Below are 19169 nucleotides of genomic sequence, written 5' to 3'. Positions count from 1 at the left end.
AAAACCCTTCATTCGATAGTGTGCATCCATCCAGTATTTGGCCGTATACTCCTGTGTTTTCGACGCCCGCCGAGCGAGGCCACTTTGGACAAGATCCTGATACGTGGGGCCCGTACCCACAACCTGAAGAACATCGACCTGACCCTGCCACGGGACAAACTGATCGTCATCACTGGCCTGTCCGGATCCGGCAAGTCGTCCCTGGCCTTCGACACGCTCTATGCCGAAGGTCAGCGCCGCTATGTCGAATCCCTGTCGGCCTATGCCCGGCAGTTCCTGTCGATGATGGAAAAGCCCGACGTCGACACCATCGAAGGCCTGTCGCCGGCGATCTCCATCGAACAGAAGTCGACCTCGCACAACCCGCGCTCCACGGTCGGCACCATCACCGAGATCTACGACTACCTGCGTCTGCTCTATGCGCGCGTCGGTACGCCACGTTGCCCGGATCACGACATCCCGCTGGAAGCGCAGACCGTCAGCCAGATGGTCGATCTGGTACTGGCACAGCCGGAAGGCAGCAAGTTGATGCTGCTGGCGCCGGTGATCCGCGAGCGCAAGGGCGAGCATCTGTCGGTGTTCGAAGAGTTGCGCGCCCAGGGCTTCGTCCGCGCCCGGGTCAACGGCCGGCTCTGCGAGCTGGACGAATTGCCGAAACTGGATAAGCAGAAGAAGCACACGATCGAAGTCGTGGTCGACCGCTTCAAGGTTCGCGCCGACCTGCAGCAGCGTCTGGCCGAATCCTTCGAGACCGCACTGAAACTGGCGGACGGCATCGCTCTCGTGGCACCAATGGATGACGAGCCGGGTGAAGAGATGATCTTCTCCGCGCGCTTCGCCTGCCCGATCTGCGGCCATGCGATCAGCGAGCTGGAACCCAAGCTGTTTTCCTTCAACAACCCGGCCGGCGCCTGCCCGACCTGTGACGGTCTGGGCGTGAAGCAGTTTTTCGACATCAAGCGTCTGGTCAACGGTGAACTGACCCTGGCCGAAGGCGCGATCCGCGGCTGGGACCGGCGCAACGTCTATTACTTCCAGATGCTCGGTTCACTGGCCGCGCATTACGGCTTCAGCCTCGAGCAGCCGTTCAACGAACTGCCGGCCGATCAACAGAAATACATCCTGCACGGCAGCGGCTCGCAGAACGTCGATTTCAAATACCTCAACGACCGGGGCGACATCGTCAAGCGCTCGCACCCGTTCGAAGGCATCGTGCCGAACCTCGAGCGTCGCTACCGCGAAACCGAATCGGCGAGCGTGCGCGAAGAACTGGCGAAGTTTCTCAGCACCCAGTCGTGCCCGGATTGCCGCGGCACCCGCCTGCGTCGCGAAGCGCGACACGTGTGGGTTGGCGAGAAAACCCTGCCGGCGGTGACCAACCTGCCGATCGGTGATGCCTGCGACTACTTCGGCGAGCTGAAAATGACCGGTCGCCGTGGTGAAATTGCCGACAAGATTCTCAAGGAAATCCGCGAGCGTCTGCAGTTCCTGGTCAACGTGGGGCTGGATTACCTGTCGCTGGATCGCAGCGCGGACACGTTGTCTGGTGGCGAAGCCCAGCGGATTCGTCTGGCCAGTCAGATCGGCGCCGGTCTGGTTGGCGTTCTTTACATCCTCGATGAGCCGTCCATCGGTCTGCACCAGCGTGACAACGACCGTCTGCTCGGCACCCTCAAGCACCTGCGGGATATCGGCAACACGGTGATTGTGGTCGAGCACGACGAAGACGCGATCCGTCTGGCCGACTACGTTGTGGATATCGGCCCGGGCGCCGGGGTTCATGGCGGGCAGATCGTCGCCGAAGGTACGCCGGATGAAGTCATGGCGCACCCGGACTCGCTCACCGGTAAATACCTGTCGGGTCGGGTCAAGATCGAAGTGCCGGCCAAGCGCACGCCGCGCAACAAGAAGCAGGTGCTGTCGCTCAAGGGCGCGCGGGGCAACAACCTGCGCAATGTCGACCTGGAGATCCCGATCGGCTTGCTGACCTGCGTGACCGGTGTTTCCGGCTCCGGCAAATCGACGCTGATCAACAACACGCTGTTTCCACTGAGCGCCACGGCCCTCAACGGCGCGACCACTCTGGAAGCGGCAGCTCACGACAGCATCAAGGGCCTGGAGCATCTGGACAAGGTCGTCGATATCGACCAGAGCCCGATCGGTCGCACACCGCGCTCCAACCCGGCGACCTACACCGGGCTGTTTACGCCGATCCGCGAACTGTTCGCCGGCGTGCCGGAATCCCGTTCCCGTGGTTATGGCCCGGGGCGCTTTTCGTTCAACGTCAAAGGCGGTCGTTGCGAGGCTTGCCAGGGCGACGGCCTGATCAAGGTGGAAATGCACTTCCTACCGGATATCTACGTGCCGTGCGATGTGTGCAAGAGCAAGCGCTACAACCGCGAAACCCTGGAAATCAAATACAAGGGCAAGAGCATCCACGAAACCCTCGAGATGACGATCGAGGAAGCGCGGGAATTCTTCGACGCGGTGCCGGCGCTGGCGCGCAAGCTGCAGACGCTGATGGATGTGGGCCTGTCGTACATCAAGCTCGGACAGTCGGCGACCACGCTGTCCGGTGGTGAGGCGCAGCGGGTCAAACTGTCCCGCGAGCTGTCCAAGCGTGACACCGGCAAGACCCTGTACATCCTCGATGAGCCGACCACCGGTCTGCACTTCGCGGACATCCAGCAACTGCTCGATGTGCTGCATCGCCTGCGCGACCACGGCAACACCGTGGTGGTGATCGAACACAATCTCGACGTGATCAAGACCGCCGACTGGCTGGTGGATCTCGGCCCCGAGGGTGGCTCGAAAGGTGGGCAGATCATCGCGACCGGTACGCCTGAGGAAGTGGCCGAGATGAAGCAATCTCACACCGGCCATTACCTCAAACCACTGCTGATCCGCGACCGGGCCTGATTGCCGGCCATGAAAAAGCCCCTGTCACTTCCTCAGTGACAGGGACTTTTTTGTATCGGTTGCAATCAGGATGTGTGGGATTGCAGGTAGTTCTGGATACCGATCAACTTGATCAGGCCCAACTGCTTTTCGAGCCAGTAGGTGTGATCTTCTTCAGTGTCGTGCAACTGAAGCTTGAGGATATCGCGGCTTACGTAGTCGCCGTGCTTCTCGCACAGCTCGATGCCTTTGCACAGTGCGGCACGCACCTTGTACTCCAGGCGCAGATCCGCTTCGAGCATGGTCTCCACCGTGGTGCCGACATCCAGGTCATCCGGACGCATGCGCGGGGTGCCCTCGAGCATCAGAATCCGGCGCATCAGCGCATCGGCGTGACCGGCTTCCTCTTCCATCTCGTGGTTGATTCGTTCGTAGAGCTTGGTGAATCCCCAGTCCTCATACATCCGCGAGTGAACGAAATATTGGTCACGCGCGGCCAGTTCGCCGGTCAGCAACGTGTTGAGGTAATCGATAACGTCTGGGTGGCCTTGCATCGCCCTACATCTCCCTTCTTGAAAGCCTGTAGTTTGAACCAACATGACCGCAAGGTCACTTACTTCGCGCAATAAAAGCGAAGATATTCTGAGAAAAGCAGGTTAAATAACGCAAAAACCGCCCCAATGAGGGCGGTTCTGCTTCTCGTTTAGACTTCGTTAAGCTGTACGTTGAGCAGCTTTGCGATTGCTTCTCCGTACGCCGGGTCAGCCTTGTAGAAATGCTGCAACTGGCGGTCCACCACGTCATTCGAGACGCCGGCCATCGCACCGGCGATATTGTTGACCAGCAAGGCTTTCTGCTCGTCGCTCATCAAACGGAACAGCGCACCCGCGTGGCTGTAGTAGTCGGTGTCTTCGCGGTGATCGTAGCGATCAGCCGCACCGCTCAGGGCCAGTGCCGGTTCGGCGTAGTGCGGAGCCTGTTTCGGCGACTCCACGTAGCTGTTCGGCTCGTAGTTCGGAGCCGCGCCACCATTGCTGCCAAAAGCCATCGAACCGTCACGCTGGTAGGTATTCACCGGGCTGCGCGGGGCATTCACCGGCAATTGCTGGTGATTGGTGCCTACGCGATAGCGATGCGCATCGGCATAAGCGAATACGCGACCTTGCAGCATGCGATCCGGCGAAAGTCCGACGCCTGGCACCATGTTGCTTGGGCCGAACGCGGCTTGCTCGACTTCAGCAAAGTAGTTCAGCGGATTGCGATTCAACTCCAGCTCACCGACTTCGATCAGCGGGAACTCCTTCTGCGACCAGGTCTTGGTCACGTCAAACGGGTTCTCGTAATGCGCCGCGGCCTGGGCCTCGGTCATGATCTGGATGCACACGCGCCATTTCGGGAAGTCACCACGCTCGATGGCCTCGAACAAGTCGCGCTGAGCGTAATCCGGATCAGTGCCCGCCAGGCGTGCCGCATCTGCCGGCGCGAGGTTCTTGATCCCTTGCTTGGTCTTGTAGTGCCACTTCACCCAGTGACGCTCGCCTTGAGCACTGATCAAGCTGTAAGTGTGGCTACCGAAGCCGTGCATATGACGGTAGCCATCCGGGATGCCACGATCAGAGAACAGAATGGTGACCTGATGCAGCGCCTCGGGCGAATGCGACCAGAAGTCCCACATCATCTGTGCACTTTTCAGGTTGCTCTGCGGCAAGCGTTTCTGGGTGTGGATAAAGTCAGGAAACTTCAGCGGATCACGAATGAAGAACACGGGCGTGTTGTTACCAACGATGTCCCAGTTGCCTTCTTCGGTGTAGAACTTCAGAGCGAAACCACGAGGGTCGCGCTCGGTGTCAGCCGAGCCACGCTCACCGCCCACCGTGGAGAACCGCAGGAAAGTCGGCGTCTGCTTACCCACAGCGGAAAACAGCTTGGCGCTCGTGTATTGCGTGATATCGCGAGTGACGGTGAAGGTGCCGTAGGCGCCCGAACCCTTGGCATGCACACGGCGCTCAGGAATGTTTTCGCGGTTGAAGTGAGCAAGCTTTTCGATCAAATGAAAGTCATCGAGCAGCAACGGTCCGCGCGGCCCGGCGGAGCGAGAGTTCTGGTTATCGGCGACTGGCGCACCGCTGGCAGTCGTAAGCGTCTTGTTCTGGCTCATGCGATCTTCTTCCTCTGTCAGTCTTGAACTGCCGGCTAATCGGCTTGTTGGGGAGTATCGATCATCAATATGACAGCCACAAATTCATTAACTCATGGTCATCAATAGAAAATAACTAACAATAAAAACCCAGCACATAGTGCAGACCCAAACAGGGTAGAAGCTTGTACGAACGGCGCTTTTCTTACGGGCACAAAAAACCGGGCACTAGGCCCGGTTCTTTGTTTCAGACTGACGTCTTACTCAGCGGATACAGCTTCACCGCCGACAGCACGATCAACCAGTTCGACGTACGCCATAGGCGCGTTGTCGCCAGCGCGGAAACCGCACTTGAGGATGCGCAGGTAGCCACCCTCACGGGTAGCGTAACGCTTGCCCAGGTCGTTGAAGAGCTTACCAACGATAGCCTTCGAACGAGTACGGTCGAAAGCCAGACGACGGTTAGCAACGCTGTCTGTCTTGGCCAGAGTGATCAGCGGCTCGGCAACGCGGCGCAGTTCTTTGGCTTTTGGCAGAGTAGTTTTGATCAGCTCGTGCTCGAACAGCGACACTGCCATGTTTTGGAACATGGCCTTGCGGTGCGAGCTGGTGCGGCTCAGGTGGCGACCACTTTTACGATGACGCATGGTTCATTCCTTACCAAACACTACGTTCGGTGATTACGACGATCAGGCAGTCGCCTTGTCGTCCTTCTTAAGACTTGCAGGCGGCCAGTTGTCGAGGCGCATGCCGAGGGACAGACCGCGGGAGGCCAGAACGTCCTTGATTTCAGTCAAGGATTTCTTGCCCAGGTTCGGAGTCTTCAACAGCTCTACTTCGGTGCGCTGGATCAGGTCACCGATGTAATAGATGTTTTCCGCCTTAAGGCAGTTAGCCGAACGTACAGTCAGTTCCAGATCGTCAACCGGGCGAAGCAGGATCGGATCGATCTCGTCTTCCTGCTCGACAACCACTGGCTCACTGTCACCTTTGAGGTCGACGAACGCAGCCAACTGCTGTTGCAGGATGGTTGCAGCACGACGGATAGCCTCTTCAGGATCCAGAGTACCGTTGGTTTCCAGATCAATAACCAGCTTGTCCAGGTTGGTACGCTGCTCGACACGGGCGTTTTCCACCACGTATGCGATACGGCGAACCGGGCTGAACGAAGAGTCAAGCTGCAAGCGACCGATGCTGCGGCTTTCGTCTTCATCGCTCTGACGCGAGTCTGCTGGTTCATAACCACGACCACGAGCTACGGTGAGCTTCATGTTCAGGGCGCCGTTAGACGCCAGGTTAGCGATTACGTGATCGGGATTAACGATCTCGACATCATGATCCAGCTGAATATCGGCAGCGGTAACCACCCCCGAACCCTTCTTCGACAAGGTCAGCGTAACTTCGTCACGGCCGTGCAGCTTGATAGCCAGACCTTTAAGGTTCAACAGGATTTCAATTACGTCTTCCTGTACACCTTCGATGGCGCTGTACTCGTGGAGCACACCGTCAATCTCGGCCTCGACTACTGCGCAGCCGGGCATTGAGGACAACAGGATGCGGCGCAGCGCGTTGCCCAGGGTGTGGCCGAAACCACGCTCGAGAGGCTCGAGAGTGATCTTGGCGCGGGTTGGACTGACAACCTGCACATCAATATGGCGGGGTGTCAGGAACTCATTTACCGAAATCTGCATGGATGCACCTATTTTCTAGCCCTTACTTGGAGTAGAGCTCGACAATCAGGCTTTCGTTGATGTCGGCGGACAGATCACTGCGAGCAGGAACGTTCTTGAAAACGCCCGACTTCTTCTCAGTGTCTACTTCTACCCACTCTACGCGGCCACGTTGAGCACACAGATCGAGAGCTTGGACAATGCGAAGTTGATTTTTTGCTTTCTCGCGAACAGCGACCACGTCACCAGCACGAACCTGGTACGAAGGAACGTTTACGGTCTGACCGTTAACGCTGATCGACTTGTGCGATACCAGCTGACGGGATTCGGCACGAGTCGAACCAAAGCCCATACGGTATACGACGTTGTCCAGACGGCATTCGAGCAGTTGCAGCAGGTTTTCACCGGTTGCACCTTTCTTGCCAGCAGCTTCTTTGTAGTAGCCGCTGAACTGACGCTCGAGAACGCCGTAGATACGACGGACCTTCTGCTTTTCACGCAGTTGGGTGCCGTAGTCGGACTGGCGACCGCGGCGTTGGCCGTGGATACCAGGTGCTGCTTCAATGTTGCACTTCGATTCGATCGCGCGCACGCCGCTCTTCAGGAAGAGATCGGTGCCTTCGCGACGAGCGAGTTTGCATTTTGGACCAATGTAACGAGCCATTCTTTACAATCTCCTGGATTACACGCGGCGCTTCTTCGGCGGACGGCACCCGTTGTGCGGGATTGGCGTCACGTCGGTGATGCTGGCGATCTTGTAGCCACAGCCGTTCAAAGCGCGGACTGCGGATTCACGACCTGGACCTGGGCCCTTGACGTTTACGTCGAGGTTTTTCAGGCCGTATTCCAGCGCAGCTTGACCAGCACGCTCAGCAGCTACTTGAGCAGCGAACGGGGTGGACTTGCGGGAACCGCGGAAACCCGAACCACCGGAGGTAGCCCAGGAAAGAGCGTTACCTTGACGGTCGGTAATGGTCACGATGGTGTTGTTAAAAGAGGCATGGATGTGGGCGATGCCATCAACCACTGTCTTTTTAACTTTTTTACGAGGACGAGCAGCAGGTTTTGCCATGATTAAATTCCTGTCGATTCGCTGGGGCGATTACTTGCGGATCGGCTTACGCGGACCTTTACGGGTACGCGCGTTGGTCTTGGTACGCTGACCGCGTACTGGCAGACCACGACGATGACGCAGACCGCGATAGCAACCGAGGTCCATCAAGCGCTTGATTTTCATGTTGATTTCGCGACGCAGGTCACCTTCAGTGGTGAACTTCGCCACTTCGCCACGCAGCTGTTCAATTTGCTCGTCGCTCAGATCCTTGATCTTTGCTGCTGGGTTTACCCCAGTCACTGCACAGATTTTCTGCGCAGTAGTGCGACCAACACCATAGATGTAGGTCAGCGAGATAACAGTATGCTTGTTATCTGGAATGTTAACGCCTGCAATACGGGCCATTCAGTGGGACTCCAATTGACAGCTACCTACGCCCCGGAAGCCAAGAAATAGGGCGCGAGATAATATCGCTGTAATAACAAATAATCAACCCGGCAGCGCACTAGCTGCCGGGCTTGAAGCACAATCACACTCAGCCTTGGCGCTGTTTGTGACGCGGTTCCGCGCTGCAAATTACTCGAACAACACCTTCGCGGCGAATAATCTTGCAGTTACGGCACAGCTTTTTCACCGATGCACGAACTTTCATCACCAACTCCTCGAACCTTATGGGTACTCAGCGCAACATGCCGCTGCCGTAACCCTTCAGGTTGGCTTTCTTCATCAGGGATTCGTACTGGTGCGAAACGAGGTGCGATTGTACTTGGGACATGAAGTCCATCACAACCACGACCACGATCAGCAACGAGGTCCCGCCAAGGTAGAACGGAACGTTTGCTGCAACCACCAGGAACTGGGGCAACAGGCACACGGCCGTCATGTAAAGAGCACCGAACATGGTCAAGCGAGTCAGAACGCCATCAATGTAGCGCGCAGACTGCTCACCTGGACGGATGCCCGGAATAAAGGCACCGGACTTCTTCAGGTTTTCCGCTACGTCTTTCGGATTGAACATCAACGCCGTATAGAAGAAGCAGAAGAAAATAATCCCTGCACTAAACAGCAGAATATTCAACGGCTGACCAGGAGCGATCGACTGCGAGATGTCCTGCAACCAGCCCATACCTTCAGACTGACCAAACCAGGCACCCAACGAAGCCGGGAACAGCAGAATGCTGCTCGCGAAAATAGCCGGAATAACACCGGCCATGTTCACCTTCAGCGGCAAGTGGCTAGTCTGCGCAGCGAAAACCTTGCGGCCTTGCTGACGCTTGGCGTAGTGAACAGCGATACGACGCTGACCACGCTCAATGAACACCACGAAACCGATAATCGCTACTGCCAGCAAACCGATGGCAACCAGGGCGAAGATGTTGATATCACCCTGACGCGCAGACTCGAAAGACTGCCCGATTGCTCTCGGAAGACCGGCGACGATTCCCGAAAAAATCAACATCGAGATACCGTTGCCTACACCACGCTCAGTAATCTGCTCACCCAGCCACATCATGAACATCGCACCAGCCACAAACGTGGATACCGCGACGAAATGGAAGCCAAAGTCACCAGTGAACGCAACGCCCTGCCCTGCCAGACCAATGGACATGCCAATGGCCTGAACGAGAGCGAGGACGACGGTGCCGTAGCGGGTGTACTGGCTGATCTTGCGACGGCCAGCTTCACCTTCCTTCTTCAACTGCTCCAGCTGCGGGCTGACGGCGGTCATCAGTTGCATGATGATCGATGCCGAAATGTACGGCATGATCCCCAGTGCAAAGATGCTCATCCGTTCCAGCGCGCCGCCGGAAAACATGTTGAACAAGCTAAGAATGGTCCCCTCATTCTGTCGAAACAGGTCCGCGAGTCGGTCCGGGTTGATACCTGGAACCGGGATGTGTGCGCCTATTCGGTAGACGATAATCGCCAGGAACAGAAAACGCAGACGAGCCCAGAGTTCAGACATACCGCCTTTGCCGAGCGCAGAGAGAGCACCTTGCTTAGCCATTTATTCCTCGAACTTGCCGCCAGCTGCTTCGATAGCCGCACGCGCACCTTTGGTGGCGCCGATTCCCTTGCCGATAGTGACAGCGCGAGTCACTTCACCGGACAGCATGATTTTCACACGCTGTACGTTGACGTTGATCACGTTGGCATCTTTCAGGGACTGCACGGTGACGATGTCGCCTTCCACTTTAGCCAGCTCGGACAGACGCACTTCTGCGCGGTCCATGGCTTTCAGGGAAACGAAACCGAACTTCGGCAGGCGACGATGCAGCGGCTGTTGACCGCCTTCAAAGCCTGGAGCAATGGTGCCACCGGAGCGGGAGGTCTGACCTTTGTGACCACGGCCACCAGTCTTACCCAAACCACTACCGATACCACGGCCCGGACGATGCTTTTCGCGACGGGAACCCGGCGCTGGACTCAGATCATTGAGTTTCATCGATTAACCCTCGACACGCAGCATGTAGTAAGCCTTGTTGATCATCCCGCGATTCTCGGGAGTATCCTGGACTTCTACAGTGTGACCGATGCGACGCAGACCCAGACCCTTAACGCACAGTTTGTGGTTAGGGATGCGGCCGGTCATGCTTTTGATCAGCGTAACTTTAACGGTAGCCATGATTACTTGATCTCCTCAACACGCAGGCCACGCTTGGCTGCGATGGACTCAGGAGACTGCATAGCCTTCAGACCCTTGAAAGTGGCGTGAACCACGTTTACAGGGTTAGTCGAGCCGTAGCACTTGGCCAGAACGTTCTGAACGCCAGCAACTTCGAGGACAGCACGCATAGCGCCGCCAGCGATGATACCGGTACCTTCAGAAGCAGGCTGCATGTACACCTTCGAAGCGCCGTGAGCGGACTTCATTGCGTACTGCAGGGTAGTGCCGTTCAGATCAACCTGGATCATGTTGCGGCGAGCAGCTTCCATTGCCTTCTGGATCGCAGCAGGCACTTCACGCGACTTGCCACGGCCGAAGCCAACACGGCCCTTACCATCACCAACCACGGTCAACGCGGTGAAAGTGAAGATACGGCCGCCTTTAACGGTTTTGGCTACGCGGTTAACTTGAACCAGCTTCTCGATGTAGCCTTCGTCGCGCTTTTGGTCGTTATTTGACATAACTTAGAACTCCAGCCCAGCTTCACGAGCAGCATCAGCCAGCGCTTTTACGCGGCCGTGGTACTTGAAGCCAGAGCGGTCGAAAGCCACCTGCGAGACGCCAGCGGCCTTAGCACGCGTAGCGACCAGCTGGCCAACCTTAGTGGCCGCGTCGATGTTGCCAGTGGCGCCATCACGCAGTTCTTTATCCAAAGTCGAGGCGCTTGCCAGGACTTTGTTGCCGTCGGCCGAAATGACCTGGGCGTAGATGTGCTGCGAAGAGCGGAACACGCAGAGACGCACGACTTCGAGTTCGTGCATTTTCAGGCGTGCTTTGCGAGCGCGACGCAGTCGAGTAACTTTTTTGTCGGTCATTTGCTATGCCCTACTTCTTCTTGGCTTCTTTACGACGGACGACTTCGTCCGCGTAGCGCACACCTTTGCCTTTGTACGGCTCTGGTGGACGGAAGTCGCGGATCTCGGCGGCCACTTGACCTACCAGCTGCTTGTCGATGCCCTTGATCAGGATATCGGTCTGGCTAGGAGTCTCAGCGGTGATGCCTTCCGGCAGTTCGTAATCCACTGGGTGCGAGAAGCCAAGAGCCAGGTTCAGCACCTGACCTTTTGCTTGCGCTTTGTAACCAACACCGACCAGCTGGAGCTTGCGCTCGAAGCCTTGGCTTACGCCCTGGACCATGTTGTTTACCAACGCACGAGTGGTACCGGCCATTGCGCGAGTCTGCTGATCGCCATTGCGAGCAGCAAAACGCAGCTCACCGGCTTCTTCAACGATCTCAACGGACGAATGGACGTTCAGTTCAAGAGTACCCTTGGCACCCTTCACCGAAAGCTGTTGGCCTGCGAATTTTACTTCGACACCGGCTGGCAGCTTAACGGGGTTCTTAGCGACGCGAGACATGCTTATCCCCCCTTAGAACACAGTGCAAAGAACTTCGCCGCCGACACCGGCAGCGCGCGCAGCACGATCAGTCATCACACCTTTGTTGGTGGAGACGATAGACACGCCGAGACCGCCACGTACTTTTGGCAGTTCTTCGACGGACTTGTACTGACGCAGGCCTGGACGGCTAACGCGCTTGACTTCTTCGATAACCGGACGGCCTTCGAAATATTTCAGCTCGATAGACAGCAGTGGTTTGGTTTCGCTGCTGATCTGATAACCCGCGATGTAACCTTCGTCCTTCAGGACTTTAGCTACAGCCACCTTCAACGTGGAAGAAGGCATGCTTACGACGGACTTTTCAGCCATCTGGGCATTACGGATTCGAGTTAGCATGTCCGCTAACGGGTCCTGCATACTCATGGGCTAGACGCTCCTAATACAGAAAAATTAGCCTTGCGGCTACTACTTGTCGCCGAGAAATTCCGGGCAGAAAAACACGGGCTCAGGCGAGCCGGTCATTCTAGACACACCCCAGAAATGAATCAAGCCCCAAAAGGGGCTTGATTCATGTTCAAGGCCACCGATGGTCAGGTTCTTGCGACCCCGACCATCGAGACTTTGACAGCAATTACCAGCTGGCTTTAACCAGACCTGGAACGTCACCACGCATTGCAGCTTCACGCAGCTTGTTACGGCCCAGGCCGAACTTGCGGTAAACGCCGTGCGGACGACCAGTCAGGCGGCAGCGGTTACGCATGCGCGAAGCGCTTGCGTCACGTGGCTGCTTCTGCAGAGCTACGGTAGCTTCCCAACGCGCTTCTGGACTTGCGTTCAGATCAACGATGATAGCTTTCAGCGCTGCACGCTTGGTGGCGTACTTGGCAACGGTGAGCTGACGCTTCAGCTCACGGTTTTTCATGCTCTTCTTGGCCATTTTCCTACTCCAATCAGTTGCGGAACGGGAATTTGAAAGCACGCAGCAGAGCGCGGCCTTCGTCATCGTTCTTGGCAGTGGTGGTCAGGGTAATGTCCAGACCGCGGAGAGCATCGATCTTGTCGTAGTCGATTTCCGGGAAAATGATCTGCTCTTTCACGCCCATGCTGTAGTTGCCACGACCATCGAAGGACTTGGCATTCAGGCCGCGGAAGTCGCGAACCCGAGGCAGGGAGATCGACAGCAGACGATCCAGGAACTCGTACATACGCTCACGGCGCAGGGTCACTTTGACGCCGATCGGCCAACCTTCACGGACTTTAAAGCCAGCGATGGATTTGCGAGCGTAGGTCACAACGACTTTCTGGCCGGTGATCTTTTCCAGGTCAGCAACAGCGTGCTCGATGACTTTTTTGTCGCCGATCGCTTCGCCCAGACCCATGTTCAGGGTGATTTTGGTAACGCGCGGAACTTCCATCACGTTCGAAAGCTTAAGTTCTTCCTTAAGTTTCGGTGCGATTTCCTTCCGGTAAATCTCTTTTAGTCGTGCCATGGTCTTCTACCTAGCAGTGTTCAAGCATCAACCGCTTTTTGGGTCGACTTGAAGACACGAATTTTCTTACCGTCTTCTACTTTGAAACCAACGCGGTCAGCCTTGTTGGTTTCGCCGTTGAAGATGGCGACGTTGGAAGCGTGCAGTGGCGCTTCTTTCTCGACGATACCGCCCTGTACGCCCGACATCGGGTTAGGCTTGGTATGACGCTTGACCAGGTTCAGACCACCAACAACCAGACGGTTGTCAGCAAGAACCTTCAGCACCTTACCGCGCTTACCTTTGTCTTTGCCGGCGATCACGATGATCTCGTCGTCACGACGAATCTTTTGCATGTCGGATCTCCTTACAGCACTTCTGGGGCGAGCGAGACGATCTTCATGAACTTCTCAGTACGAAGTTCACGGGTCACTGGCCCAAAGATACGGGTGCCGATCGGCTCTTGCTTGTTGTTCAGAAGAACAGCAGCGTTGCCATCAAAGCGGATAATGGAGCCATCAGCACGACGTACGCCGTGACGAGTGCGGACTACAACAGCAGTCATCACTTGGCCTTTTTTCACTTTACCGCGAGGAATTGCTTCCTTAACGGTAACTTTGATGATGTCACCGATACCAGCGTAACGACGATGGGAGCCACCCAGCACCTTGATGCACATAACACGGCGAGCGCCGCTGTTATCGGCCACATCGAGCATGGATTGAGTCTGAATCATATAATTTCTCCGACCCCTAGCCCTTAGACTTCCACAGCGCGTTCGAGAACATCAACCAGCGCCCAAGACTTGGTCTTGGCCATCGGACGAGTTTCACGAATAGTGACTTTGTCGCCGATGTGGCACTGATTGGTTTCGTCGTGCGCGTGCAGCTTAGTCGAACGCTTAACGTATTTACCGTAGATCGGGTGCTTAACGCGACGCTCGATCAGAACGGTGATGGTTTTGTCCATCTTGTCGCTGACAACACGGCCAGTCAGCGTACGGACAGTTTTTTCGGCTTCAGCCATGATCACTTACCTGCCTGCTGGTTGAGCACAGTCTTCACGCGAGCGATGTCACGCTTAACTTGCGAGAGCAGATGAGACTGCCCCAACTGGCCAGTTGCTTTCTGCATGCGCAGATTGAACTGGTCGCGCAGCAAGCCGAGCAGTTGCTCGTTCAGCTGCTGTGCGGATTTTTCACGAAGTTCATTCGCTTTCATCACATCACCGTCCGTTTAACAAAGGAGGTGGCGAGCGGCAGCTTTGCAGCAGCCAGGGCGAAAGCCTCACGCGCCAGCTCTTCAGAAACACCCTCGATTTCATACAGGACTTTGCCTGGCTGAATCTGGGCAACCCAGTATTCCACGTTACCCTTACCTTTACCCATACGAACCTCGAGAGGCTTCTTGGAGATCGGCTTGTCCGGGAATACACGGATCCAGATCTTGCCACCACGTTTTACGTGACGGGTCAGAGCACGACGCGCTGACTCGATCTGACGAGCGGTGAGACGACCACGAGCAACAGACTTCAGCGCGAACTCGCCGAAGCTGACTTTGCTACCGCGCAGTGCCAGACCACGGTTGTGGCCGGTCATCTGCTTGCGGAACTTCGTACGCTTTGGTTGCAACATTTGGCGTACCCCTTACTTAGCAGCTTTTTTACGAGGCGCTGGTGCTTGTGGTTTCAGTTCTTCTTGGCGACCACCAATTACTTCGCCTTTGAAGATCCAAACCTTTACACCGATCACACCGTAGGTGGTGTGAGCTTCGTAGGTGGCATAGTCGATATCGGCACGCAGGGTGTGCAGTGGCACACGACCTTCGCGATACCATTCAGTACGTGCGATTTCAGCACCGCCGAGACGACCGCTCACTTGGATTTTGATGCCTTTGGCACCAATGCGCATGGCGTTCTGTACGGCGCGCTTCATGGCGCGACGGAACATCACACGACGCTCCAGCTGCTGAGCTACGCTCTGGGCAACCAGCATACCGTCGAGTTCCGGCTTGCGGATCTCTTCGATATTGATGTGCACAGGCACACCCATTTGCTTGGTCAGGTCCTGACGCAGTTTTTCAACATCTTCACCTTTCTTCCCGATAACGATACCTGGACGAGCGGTGTGGATGGTGATGCGTGCAGTTTGAGCCGGACGATGGATATCGATACGGCTTACGGACGCGCTTTTTAGTTTGTCTTGGAGATACTCACGCACCTTCAGATCTGCGAGCAAATAGTCCGCATAAGTCCGACCGTCTGCGTACCAGACGGAGGTGTGCTCCTTGACGATTCCCAGGCGAATGCCAATGGGATGTACTTTCTGACCCATCTCTTCGACTCCGTTACTTGTCAGCAACCTTGACAGTGATATGGCAAGACCGCTTGACGATGCGATCAGCACGGCCTTTGGCACGTGGCATGATGCGCTTCAGCGAACGCCCTTCGTTGACGAAAACGGTGCTGACTTTCAGGTCATCAACGTCTGCGCCTTCGTTATGCTCGGCGTTGGCTACGGCCGACTCCAGCACTTTTTTCATGATCTCGGCGGCTTTCTTACTGCTGAAAGCCAACAGGTTGAGCGCTTCGCCCACCTTCTTCCCGCGGATCTGGTCGGCGACCAAGCGGGCTTTCTGGGCGGAGATTCGAGCGCCCGACAACTTAGCGGCTACTTCCATTTCCTTACCCCTTAACGCTTGGCTTTCTTGTCTGCCACGTGCCCGCGATAGTTGCGGGTACCGGCGAACTCGCCCAGTTTGTGGCCGACCATGTCTTCGTTAACGAGAACTGGGACGTGCTGACGACCGTTGTGTACTGCGATGGTCAGACCGACCATTTGTGGCAGGATCATCGAACGGCGCGACCAAGTCTTAATTGGTTTGCGATCGTTCTTTTCCGCCGCCACTTCGATCTTCTTCAGTAGGTGAAGATCAATAAAAGGACCTTTTTTCAGAGAACGTGGCACTGTCGTATCCCTCTATTTACTTGCGACGACGGACGATCATTTTGTCGGTACGCTTATTACCACGAGTCTTCGCGCCCTTAGTCGGGAAGCCCCATGGCGATACCGGATGACGACCACCAGAGGTACGACCTTCACCACCACCATGTGGGTGGTCAACCGGGTTCATGGCAACACCACGAACGGTTGGGCGAACGCCACGCCAGCGCTTGGCACCAGCTTTACCCAGCGAACGCAGGCTGTGCTCGGAGTTCGAGACTTCGCCCAGGGTCGCACGGCACTCAGCCAGCACTTTACGCATTTCACCGGAACGCAGACGCAGGGTAACGTACACACCTTCACGAGCGATCAGCTGAGCCGAAGCACCAGCGGAACGAGCGATCTGTGCGCCTTTACCTGGCTTCAGTTCGATGCCGTGTACGGTAGAACCGACTGGAATGTTGCGCAGTTGCAGAGCGTTGCCTGGCTTGATTGGAGCCAGAGCGCCTGCGATCAGCTGGTCGCCAGCACTCACGCCTTTAGGGGCGATGATGTAGCGGCGTTCGCCGTCTGCGTAGCACAGCAGTGCGATGTGAGCAGTACGGTTTGGATCGTATTCGATACGCTCGACAGTGGCGACGATGCCATCTTTGTCGTTGCGACGAAAATCGACCATACGGTAATGCTGCTTATGACCACCACCGATGTGACGAGTGGTAATGCGGCCATTGTTGTTACGACCACCAGACTTCGATTTTTTCTCGAGCAGCGGTGCGTGAGGAGCGCCTTTATGCAGCTCCTGGTTGACCACCTTGACCACAAAACGGCGGCCAGGGGAAGTCGGTTTGCATTTAACGATTGCCATGATGCACCCCTTCCTTACTCAGCACTGCTGCTGAAATCGAGATCTTGGCCTGGCTGAAGGGAGATAACTGCCTTCTTCCAGTCATTACGCTTGCCCAGACCGCGAGCGGTGCGCTTGCTCTTACCCAGAACGTTCAGGGTAGTAACACGCTCAACTTTCACGCTGAACAGGCTTTCGACGGCCTTCTTGATTTCCAGCTTGGTTGCATCGGTAGCAACCTTGAAAACGAACTGGCCTTTCTTGTCTGCCAGAACCGTAGCCTTCTCGGAAACGTGCGGGCCAAGCAGAACTTTAAATACGCGTTCCTGGTTCATCCCAGCAGCTCCTCGAATTTCTTCACGGCCGACACGGTGATCAACACCTTGTCGTATGCGATCAGACTAACTGGATCGGAACCTTGCACGTCACGTACATCTACGTGTGGCAGGTTACGAGCAGCCAGGTACAGGTTCTGATCAACAGCGTCAGACACGATCAGAACGTCGGTCAGGCTCATGTTGTTCAGTTTGCCCAGCAGGTCTTTGGTTTTCGGAGTTTCAACTGCGAAATCCTGAACCACGACCAGACGATCAGTACGCACCAGCTCAGCAAGGATGGAACGCATTGCTGCGCGGTACATCTTCTTGTTCAGCTTCTGGGAGTGATCCTGTGGACGAGCTGCGAAAGTGGTGCCGCCGCCGCGCCAGATTGGGCTACGGATGGTACCGGCACGAGCACGGCCAGTACCTTTCTGACGCCATGGGCGCTTACCGCCACCACGAACGTCGGAACGGGTCTTTTGCTGCTTGCTACCTTGACGGCCGCCAGCCATGTAGGCCACGACTGCTTGGTGAACCAGCGTCTCGTTGAACTCGCCGCCAAATGTCAGTTCGGAAACTTCGATCGCTTGAGCGTCATTTACATTTAATTGCATGTCAGCTTCCCCTTAACCGCGAGCCTTGGCTGCTGGACGTACAACCAGGTTGCCGCCAGTAGCGCCAGGAACAGCACCCTTGACCAACAACAGATTGCGTTCAGCGTCCACGCGCACTACTTCCAGGGACTGCACGGTCACGCGCTCAGCGCCCATATGACCGGACATTTTTTTGCCCTTGAATACACGACCAGGAGTCTGGCACTGGCCGATAGAGCCTGGGACGCGGTGGGATACGGAGTTACCGTGGGTGTTATCTTGCCCGCGGAAGTTCCAACGCTTGATCGTACCCTGGAAGCCTTTACCTTTGGACTGACCGGTTACATCAACCAGTTGACCAGCAGCGAAGATTTCAGCGTTGATCAGATCGCCGGCCTGGTACTCGCCTTCTTCAAGGCGGAATTCCATTACGGTACGACCAGCGGCAACGTTCGCCTTGGCGAAGTGGCCAGCCTGAGCAGCTGTAACACGGGAAGCACGACGCTCGCCGACAGTGACTTGCACTGCACGATAGCCATCGGTTTCTTCAGTTTTGAACTGGGTGACGCGATTCGGCTCGATCTCAATGACCGTGACCGGAATGGAGACACCTTCTTCGGTGAAAATACGGGTCATACCCGCTTTACGACCGACTACACCAATAGTCATGTTGTAAACCTCATGAGTGTACGGGGCTTTCACCCGCTATGGCCGCCCATTTCAGAGCGTTACACGACCAAGACCGAGTCTTAGCCGAGGCTGATCTGCACTTCCACACCGGCCGCAAGATCAAGCTTCATAAGAGCATCAACGGTTTTATCCGTTGGCTGGACGATGTCCAGAACGCGCTTATGAGTGCGGATTTCGTACTGGTCACGCGCGTCTTTGTTGACGTGCGGGGAAACCAGAACGGTGAACCGCTCTTTACGGGTAGGCAGTGGAATTGGACCACGCACTTGAGCACCAGTACGTTTCGCGGTTTCCACGATTTCCTGGGTTGATTGGTCGATCAGGCGATGGTCAAAAGCCTTCAACCTGATACGGATTTGCTGATTTTGCATTGGATTTCAGACTCCGGCTGCTATTCCCACCGGGCGCAATACGCCCGTTAAAAGGAGGCGCAATTCTATAGACGCCCCAGATAGGTGTCAACCCAATAAAAAAGCCCCCGCTAAGCGGGGGCTTTTTCAACTCATCAAAGCTATCTCAACAAAGAGATCACTCGATGATTTTT

Annotated in this window: 31 protein-coding genes; 1 reads left to right on the top strand and 30 read right to left on the bottom strand. The window is 56.1% G+C overall.

Annotated elements, in window-relative coordinates; all coding sequences use genetic code 11:
- Positions 1-84: 84 nt before the first annotated feature.
- The gene (gene uvrA / locus M5B98_RS18880; protein WP_114885841.1) at positions 85-2919 is read left to right on the top strand and encodes an excinuclease ABC subunit UvrA; all 2835 of its coding nucleotides are present in this window, start codon (positions 85-87) and stop codon (positions 2917-2919) included.
- Positions 2920-2984: 65 nt separating this feature from the next.
- On the opposite strand, the gene bfr is transcribed toward uvrA, so the two are convergent.
- The 30 genes from bfr to rpsJ all read right to left on the bottom strand — a co-directional run bounded on the left by bfr (position 2985) and on the right by rpsJ (position 18996).
- Entirely contained in the window at positions 2985-3452 is a 468-nt protein-coding gene (bfr, locus tag M5B98_RS18875) for a bacterioferritin (protein WP_065259514.1), read from the bottom strand.
- Between the two features lie 149 nt (positions 3453-3601).
- Positions 3602-5056 (bottom strand): catalase, encoded by a 1455-nt coding sequence (locus tag M5B98_RS18870; RefSeq protein ID WP_248743611.1) that lies wholly within the window; start codon positions 5054-5056, stop codon positions 3602-3604.
- Between the two features lie 239 nt (positions 5057-5295).
- Positions 5296-5682 carry a 50S ribosomal protein L17 gene (gene rplQ, locus M5B98_RS18865; RefSeq protein WP_007955635.1) on the bottom strand — a complete coding sequence of 129 codons (387 nt, stop codon included), beginning with the start codon at positions 5680-5682 and terminating at the stop codon, positions 5296-5298.
- Between the two features lie 42 nt (positions 5683-5724).
- Complete coding sequence (locus tag M5B98_RS18860) at positions 5725-6726, bottom strand: DNA-directed RNA polymerase subunit alpha (RefSeq protein ID WP_003186012.1); 1002 nt, start codon at positions 6724-6726, stop codon at positions 5725-5727.
- A gap of 22 nt (positions 6727-6748) precedes the next feature.
- Positions 6749-7369 (bottom strand): 30S ribosomal protein S4, encoded by a 621-nt coding sequence (gene rpsD, locus M5B98_RS18855; protein ID WP_003176404.1) that lies wholly within the window; start codon positions 7367-7369, stop codon positions 6749-6751.
- 18 nt (positions 7370-7387) lie between these two features.
- The gene (gene rpsK, locus M5B98_RS18850) at positions 7388-7777 is read right to left on the bottom strand and encodes a 30S ribosomal protein S11 (protein WP_002555466.1); all 390 of its coding nucleotides are present in this window, start codon (positions 7775-7777) and stop codon (positions 7388-7390) included.
- A gap of 30 nt (positions 7778-7807) precedes the next feature.
- On the bottom strand, positions 7808-8164 hold the full coding sequence (gene rpsM, locus M5B98_RS18845; RefSeq protein ID WP_003186020.1) for a 30S ribosomal protein S13: 357 nt from the start codon (positions 8162-8164) through the stop codon (positions 7808-7810).
- 130 nt (positions 8165-8294) lie between these two features.
- Complete coding sequence (rpmJ, locus tag M5B98_RS18840) at positions 8295-8411, bottom strand: 50S ribosomal protein L36 (protein WP_002555468.1); 117 nt, start codon at positions 8409-8411, stop codon at positions 8295-8297.
- 27 nt (positions 8412-8438) lie between these two features.
- Positions 8439-9767, bottom strand: coding sequence for a preprotein translocase subunit SecY (secY, locus tag M5B98_RS18835; protein ID WP_003228718.1), 1329 nt, complete (start codon positions 9765-9767; stop codon positions 8439-8441).
- On the bottom strand, positions 9768-10205 hold the full coding sequence (rplO, locus tag M5B98_RS18830; RefSeq protein ID WP_003228720.1) for a 50S ribosomal protein L15: 438 nt from the start codon (positions 10203-10205) through the stop codon (positions 9768-9770).
- A gap of 3 nt (positions 10206-10208) precedes the next feature.
- On the bottom strand, positions 10209-10385 hold the full coding sequence (gene rpmD / locus M5B98_RS18825) for a 50S ribosomal protein L30 (protein ID WP_003176408.1): 177 nt from the start codon (positions 10383-10385) through the stop codon (positions 10209-10211).
- Positions 10386-10387: 2 nt separating this feature from the next.
- Positions 10388-10888 carry a 30S ribosomal protein S5 gene (gene rpsE, locus M5B98_RS18820; protein ID WP_007955637.1) on the bottom strand — a complete coding sequence of 167 codons (501 nt, stop codon included), beginning with the start codon at positions 10886-10888 and terminating at the stop codon, positions 10388-10390.
- Between the two features lie 3 nt (positions 10889-10891).
- Positions 10892-11242 carry a 50S ribosomal protein L18 gene (rplR, locus tag M5B98_RS18815; protein ID WP_003186037.1) on the bottom strand — a complete coding sequence of 117 codons (351 nt, stop codon included), beginning with the start codon at positions 11240-11242 and terminating at the stop codon, positions 10892-10894.
- A gap of 10 nt (positions 11243-11252) precedes the next feature.
- On the bottom strand, positions 11253-11786 hold the full coding sequence (rplF, locus tag M5B98_RS18810; RefSeq protein ID WP_065259511.1) for a 50S ribosomal protein L6: 534 nt from the start codon (positions 11784-11786) through the stop codon (positions 11253-11255).
- A 12-nt stretch (positions 11787-11798) separates the two neighbouring features.
- On the bottom strand, positions 11799-12191 hold the full coding sequence (rpsH, locus tag M5B98_RS18805) for a 30S ribosomal protein S8 (protein ID WP_011336171.1): 393 nt from the start codon (positions 12189-12191) through the stop codon (positions 11799-11801).
- Between the two features lie 208 nt (positions 12192-12399).
- The gene (rpsN, locus tag M5B98_RS18800) at positions 12400-12705 is read right to left on the bottom strand and encodes a 30S ribosomal protein S14 (protein ID WP_003228726.1); all 306 of its coding nucleotides are present in this window, start codon (positions 12703-12705) and stop codon (positions 12400-12402) included.
- Between the two features lie 13 nt (positions 12706-12718).
- Positions 12719-13258, bottom strand: coding sequence for a 50S ribosomal protein L5 (gene rplE, locus M5B98_RS18795; protein WP_003210069.1), 540 nt, complete (start codon positions 13256-13258; stop codon positions 12719-12721).
- A gap of 20 nt (positions 13259-13278) precedes the next feature.
- On the bottom strand, positions 13279-13593 hold the full coding sequence (gene rplX / locus M5B98_RS18790) for a 50S ribosomal protein L24 (RefSeq protein ID WP_003186046.1): 315 nt from the start codon (positions 13591-13593) through the stop codon (positions 13279-13281).
- 11 nt (positions 13594-13604) lie between these two features.
- A complete protein-coding gene (gene rplN, locus M5B98_RS18785) occupies positions 13605-13973 on the bottom strand; it encodes a 50S ribosomal protein L14 (RefSeq protein WP_002555479.1) in 369 nt (122 codons plus the stop codon).
- Positions 13974-13996: 23 nt separating this feature from the next.
- Complete coding sequence (rpsQ, locus tag M5B98_RS18780) at positions 13997-14263, bottom strand: 30S ribosomal protein S17 (protein WP_003194644.1); 267 nt, start codon at positions 14261-14263, stop codon at positions 13997-13999.
- Between the two features lie 2 nt (positions 14264-14265).
- On the bottom strand, positions 14266-14457 hold the full coding sequence (gene rpmC, locus M5B98_RS18775) for a 50S ribosomal protein L29 (RefSeq protein ID WP_002555481.1): 192 nt from the start codon (positions 14455-14457) through the stop codon (positions 14266-14268).
- A complete protein-coding gene (rplP, locus tag M5B98_RS18770; RefSeq protein WP_003228729.1) occupies positions 14457-14870 on the bottom strand; it encodes a 50S ribosomal protein L16 in 414 nt (137 codons plus the stop codon). The genes rpmC and rplP overlap by 1 nt, the downstream gene beginning before the upstream one ends.
- 12 nt (positions 14871-14882) lie before the next feature.
- On the bottom strand, positions 14883-15569 hold the full coding sequence (gene rpsC / locus M5B98_RS18765) for a 30S ribosomal protein S3 (protein ID WP_085688068.1): 687 nt from the start codon (positions 15567-15569) through the stop codon (positions 14883-14885).
- A gap of 13 nt (positions 15570-15582) precedes the next feature.
- Entirely contained in the window at positions 15583-15915 is a 333-nt protein-coding gene (gene rplV / locus M5B98_RS18760) for a 50S ribosomal protein L22 (protein ID WP_003103908.1), read from the bottom strand.
- An 11-nt stretch (positions 15916-15926) separates the two neighbouring features.
- Positions 15927-16202, bottom strand: a complete 276-nt coding sequence (gene rpsS / locus M5B98_RS18755) for a 30S ribosomal protein S19 (protein ID WP_011336172.1) — start codon at positions 16200-16202, stop codon at positions 15927-15929.
- Positions 16203-16218: 16 nt separating this feature from the next.
- A complete protein-coding gene (rplB, locus tag M5B98_RS18750; RefSeq protein WP_016772943.1) occupies positions 16219-17043 on the bottom strand; it encodes a 50S ribosomal protein L2 in 825 nt (274 codons plus the stop codon).
- Positions 17044-17057: 14 nt separating this feature from the next.
- Positions 17058-17357: a 50S ribosomal protein L23 gene (gene rplW, locus M5B98_RS18745; protein WP_002555488.1), complete on the bottom strand. Its 300-nt coding sequence runs from the start codon at positions 17355-17357 to the stop codon at positions 17058-17060.
- Positions 17354-17956 carry a 50S ribosomal protein L4 gene (rplD, locus tag M5B98_RS18740; protein ID WP_003228735.1) on the bottom strand — a complete coding sequence of 201 codons (603 nt, stop codon included), beginning with the start codon at positions 17954-17956 and terminating at the stop codon, positions 17354-17356. Before rplD ends, rplW begins: the two co-directional genes overlap by 4 nt.
- Positions 17957-17968: 12 nt before the next feature.
- On the bottom strand, positions 17969-18604 hold the full coding sequence (gene rplC, locus M5B98_RS18735) for a 50S ribosomal protein L3 (RefSeq protein WP_007955641.1): 636 nt from the start codon (positions 18602-18604) through the stop codon (positions 17969-17971).
- 80 nt (positions 18605-18684) lie between these two features.
- Positions 18685-18996, bottom strand: a complete 312-nt coding sequence (rpsJ, locus tag M5B98_RS18730; protein WP_003186070.1) for a 30S ribosomal protein S10 — start codon at positions 18994-18996, stop codon at positions 18685-18687.
- Between the last annotated feature and the right edge of the window lie 173 nt (positions 18997-19169).

Source organism: Pseudomonas sp. MWU12-3088, from assembly GCF_023242405.1.
In the GTDB taxonomy this organism is placed as follows: domain Bacteria; phylum Pseudomonadota; class Gammaproteobacteria; order Pseudomonadales; family Pseudomonadaceae; genus Aquipseudomonas; species Aquipseudomonas kribbensis.
Note: the sequence above shows the minus strand (reverse complement) of the source record. Positions and strands in the feature narration are given on the sequence as shown.

Coding starts and splice junctions, on each gene's coding strand:
- rplE (WP_003210069.1), bottom strand. CDS start 13,258: ATGGCACGACTAAAAGAGATTTACCGGAAGGAAATCGCACCGAAACTT.
- rplC (WP_007955641.1), bottom strand. CDS start 18,604: ATGACTATTGGTGTAGTCGGTCGTAAAGCGGGTATGACCCGTATTTTC.
- rpsJ (WP_003186070.1), bottom strand. CDS start 18,996: ATGCAAAATCAGCAAATCCGTATCAGGTTGAAGGCTTTTGACCATCGC.
- rplD (WP_003228735.1), bottom strand. CDS start 17,956: ATGCAATTAAATGTAAATGACGCTCAAGCGATCGAAGTTTCCGAACTG.
- rplW (WP_002555488.1), bottom strand. CDS start 17,357: ATGAACCAGGAACGCGTATTTAAAGTTCTGCTTGGCCCGCACGTTTCC.
- rplV (WP_003103908.1), bottom strand. CDS start 15,915: ATGGAAGTAGCCGCTAAGTTGTCGGGCGCTCGAATCTCCGCCCAGAAA.
- rpsD (WP_003176404.1), bottom strand. CDS start 7,369: ATGGCTCGTTACATTGGTCCAAAATGCAAACTCGCTCGTCGCGAAGGC.
- rpmJ (WP_002555468.1), bottom strand. CDS start 8,411: ATGAAAGTTCGTGCATCGGTGAAAAAGCTGTGCCGTAACTGCAAGATT.
- bfr (WP_065259514.1), bottom strand. CDS start 3,452: ATGCAAGGCCACCCAGACGTTATCGATTACCTCAACACGTTGCTGACC.
- rpmD (WP_003176408.1), bottom strand. CDS start 10,385: ATGGCTACCGTTAAAGTTACGCTGATCAAAAGCATGACCGGCCGCATC.
- rpsN (WP_003228726.1), bottom strand. CDS start 12,705: ATGGCCAAGAAGAGCATGAAAAACCGTGAGCTGAAGCGTCAGCTCACC.
- rpsM (WP_003186020.1), bottom strand. CDS start 8,164: ATGGCCCGTATTGCAGGCGTTAACATTCCAGATAACAAGCATACTGTT.
- rplO (WP_003228720.1), bottom strand. CDS start 10,205: ATGAAACTCAATGATCTGAGTCCAGCGCCGGGTTCCCGTCGCGAAAAG.
- rplF (WP_065259511.1), bottom strand. CDS start 11,786: ATGTCTCGCGTCGCTAAGAACCCCGTTAAGCTGCCAGCCGGTGTCGAA.
- rplB (WP_016772943.1), bottom strand. CDS start 17,043: ATGGCAATCGTTAAATGCAAACCGACTTCCCCTGGCCGCCGTTTTGTG.
- rplR (WP_003186037.1), bottom strand. CDS start 11,242: ATGACCGACAAAAAAGTTACTCGACTGCGTCGCGCTCGCAAAGCACGC.
- rpsE (WP_007955637.1), bottom strand. CDS start 10,888: ATGTCAAATAACGACCAAAAGCGCGACGAAGGCTACATCGAGAAGCTG.
- rplX (WP_003186046.1), bottom strand. CDS start 13,593: ATGCAAAAGATTCGTCGTGACGACGAGATCATCGTGATCGCCGGCAAA.
- M5B98_RS18870 (WP_248743611.1), bottom strand. CDS start 5,056: ATGAGCCAGAACAAGACGCTTACGACTGCCAGCGGTGCGCCAGTCGCC.
- rpsK (WP_002555466.1), bottom strand. CDS start 7,777: ATGGCAAAACCTGCTGCTCGTCCTCGTAAAAAAGTTAAAAAGACAGTG.
- rplP (WP_003228729.1), bottom strand. CDS start 14,870: ATGTTGCAACCAAAGCGTACGAAGTTCCGCAAGCAGATGACCGGCCAC.
- rpsC (WP_085688068.1), bottom strand. CDS start 15,569: ATGGGTCAGAAAGTACATCCCATTGGCATTCGCCTGGGAATCGTCAAG.
- secY (WP_003228718.1), bottom strand. CDS start 9,767: ATGGCTAAGCAAGGTGCTCTCTCTGCGCTCGGCAAAGGCGGTATGTCT.
- rplQ (WP_007955635.1), bottom strand. CDS start 5,682: ATGCGTCATCGTAAAAGTGGTCGCCACCTGAGCCGCACCAGCTCGCAC.
- rplN (WP_002555479.1), bottom strand. CDS start 13,973: ATGATTCAGACTCAATCCATGCTCGATGTGGCCGATAACAGCGGCGCT.
- M5B98_RS18860 (WP_003186012.1), bottom strand. CDS start 6,726: ATGCAGATTTCGGTAAATGAGTTCCTGACACCCCGCCATATTGATGTG.
- rpsQ (WP_003194644.1), bottom strand. CDS start 14,263: ATGGCTGAAGCCGAAAAAACTGTCCGTACGCTGACTGGCCGTGTTGTC.
- rpsH (WP_011336171.1), bottom strand. CDS start 12,191: ATGAGTATGCAGGACCCGTTAGCGGACATGCTAACTCGAATCCGTAAT.
- rpmC (WP_002555481.1), bottom strand. CDS start 14,457: ATGAAAGCGAATGAACTTCGTGAAAAATCCGCACAGCAGCTGAACGAG.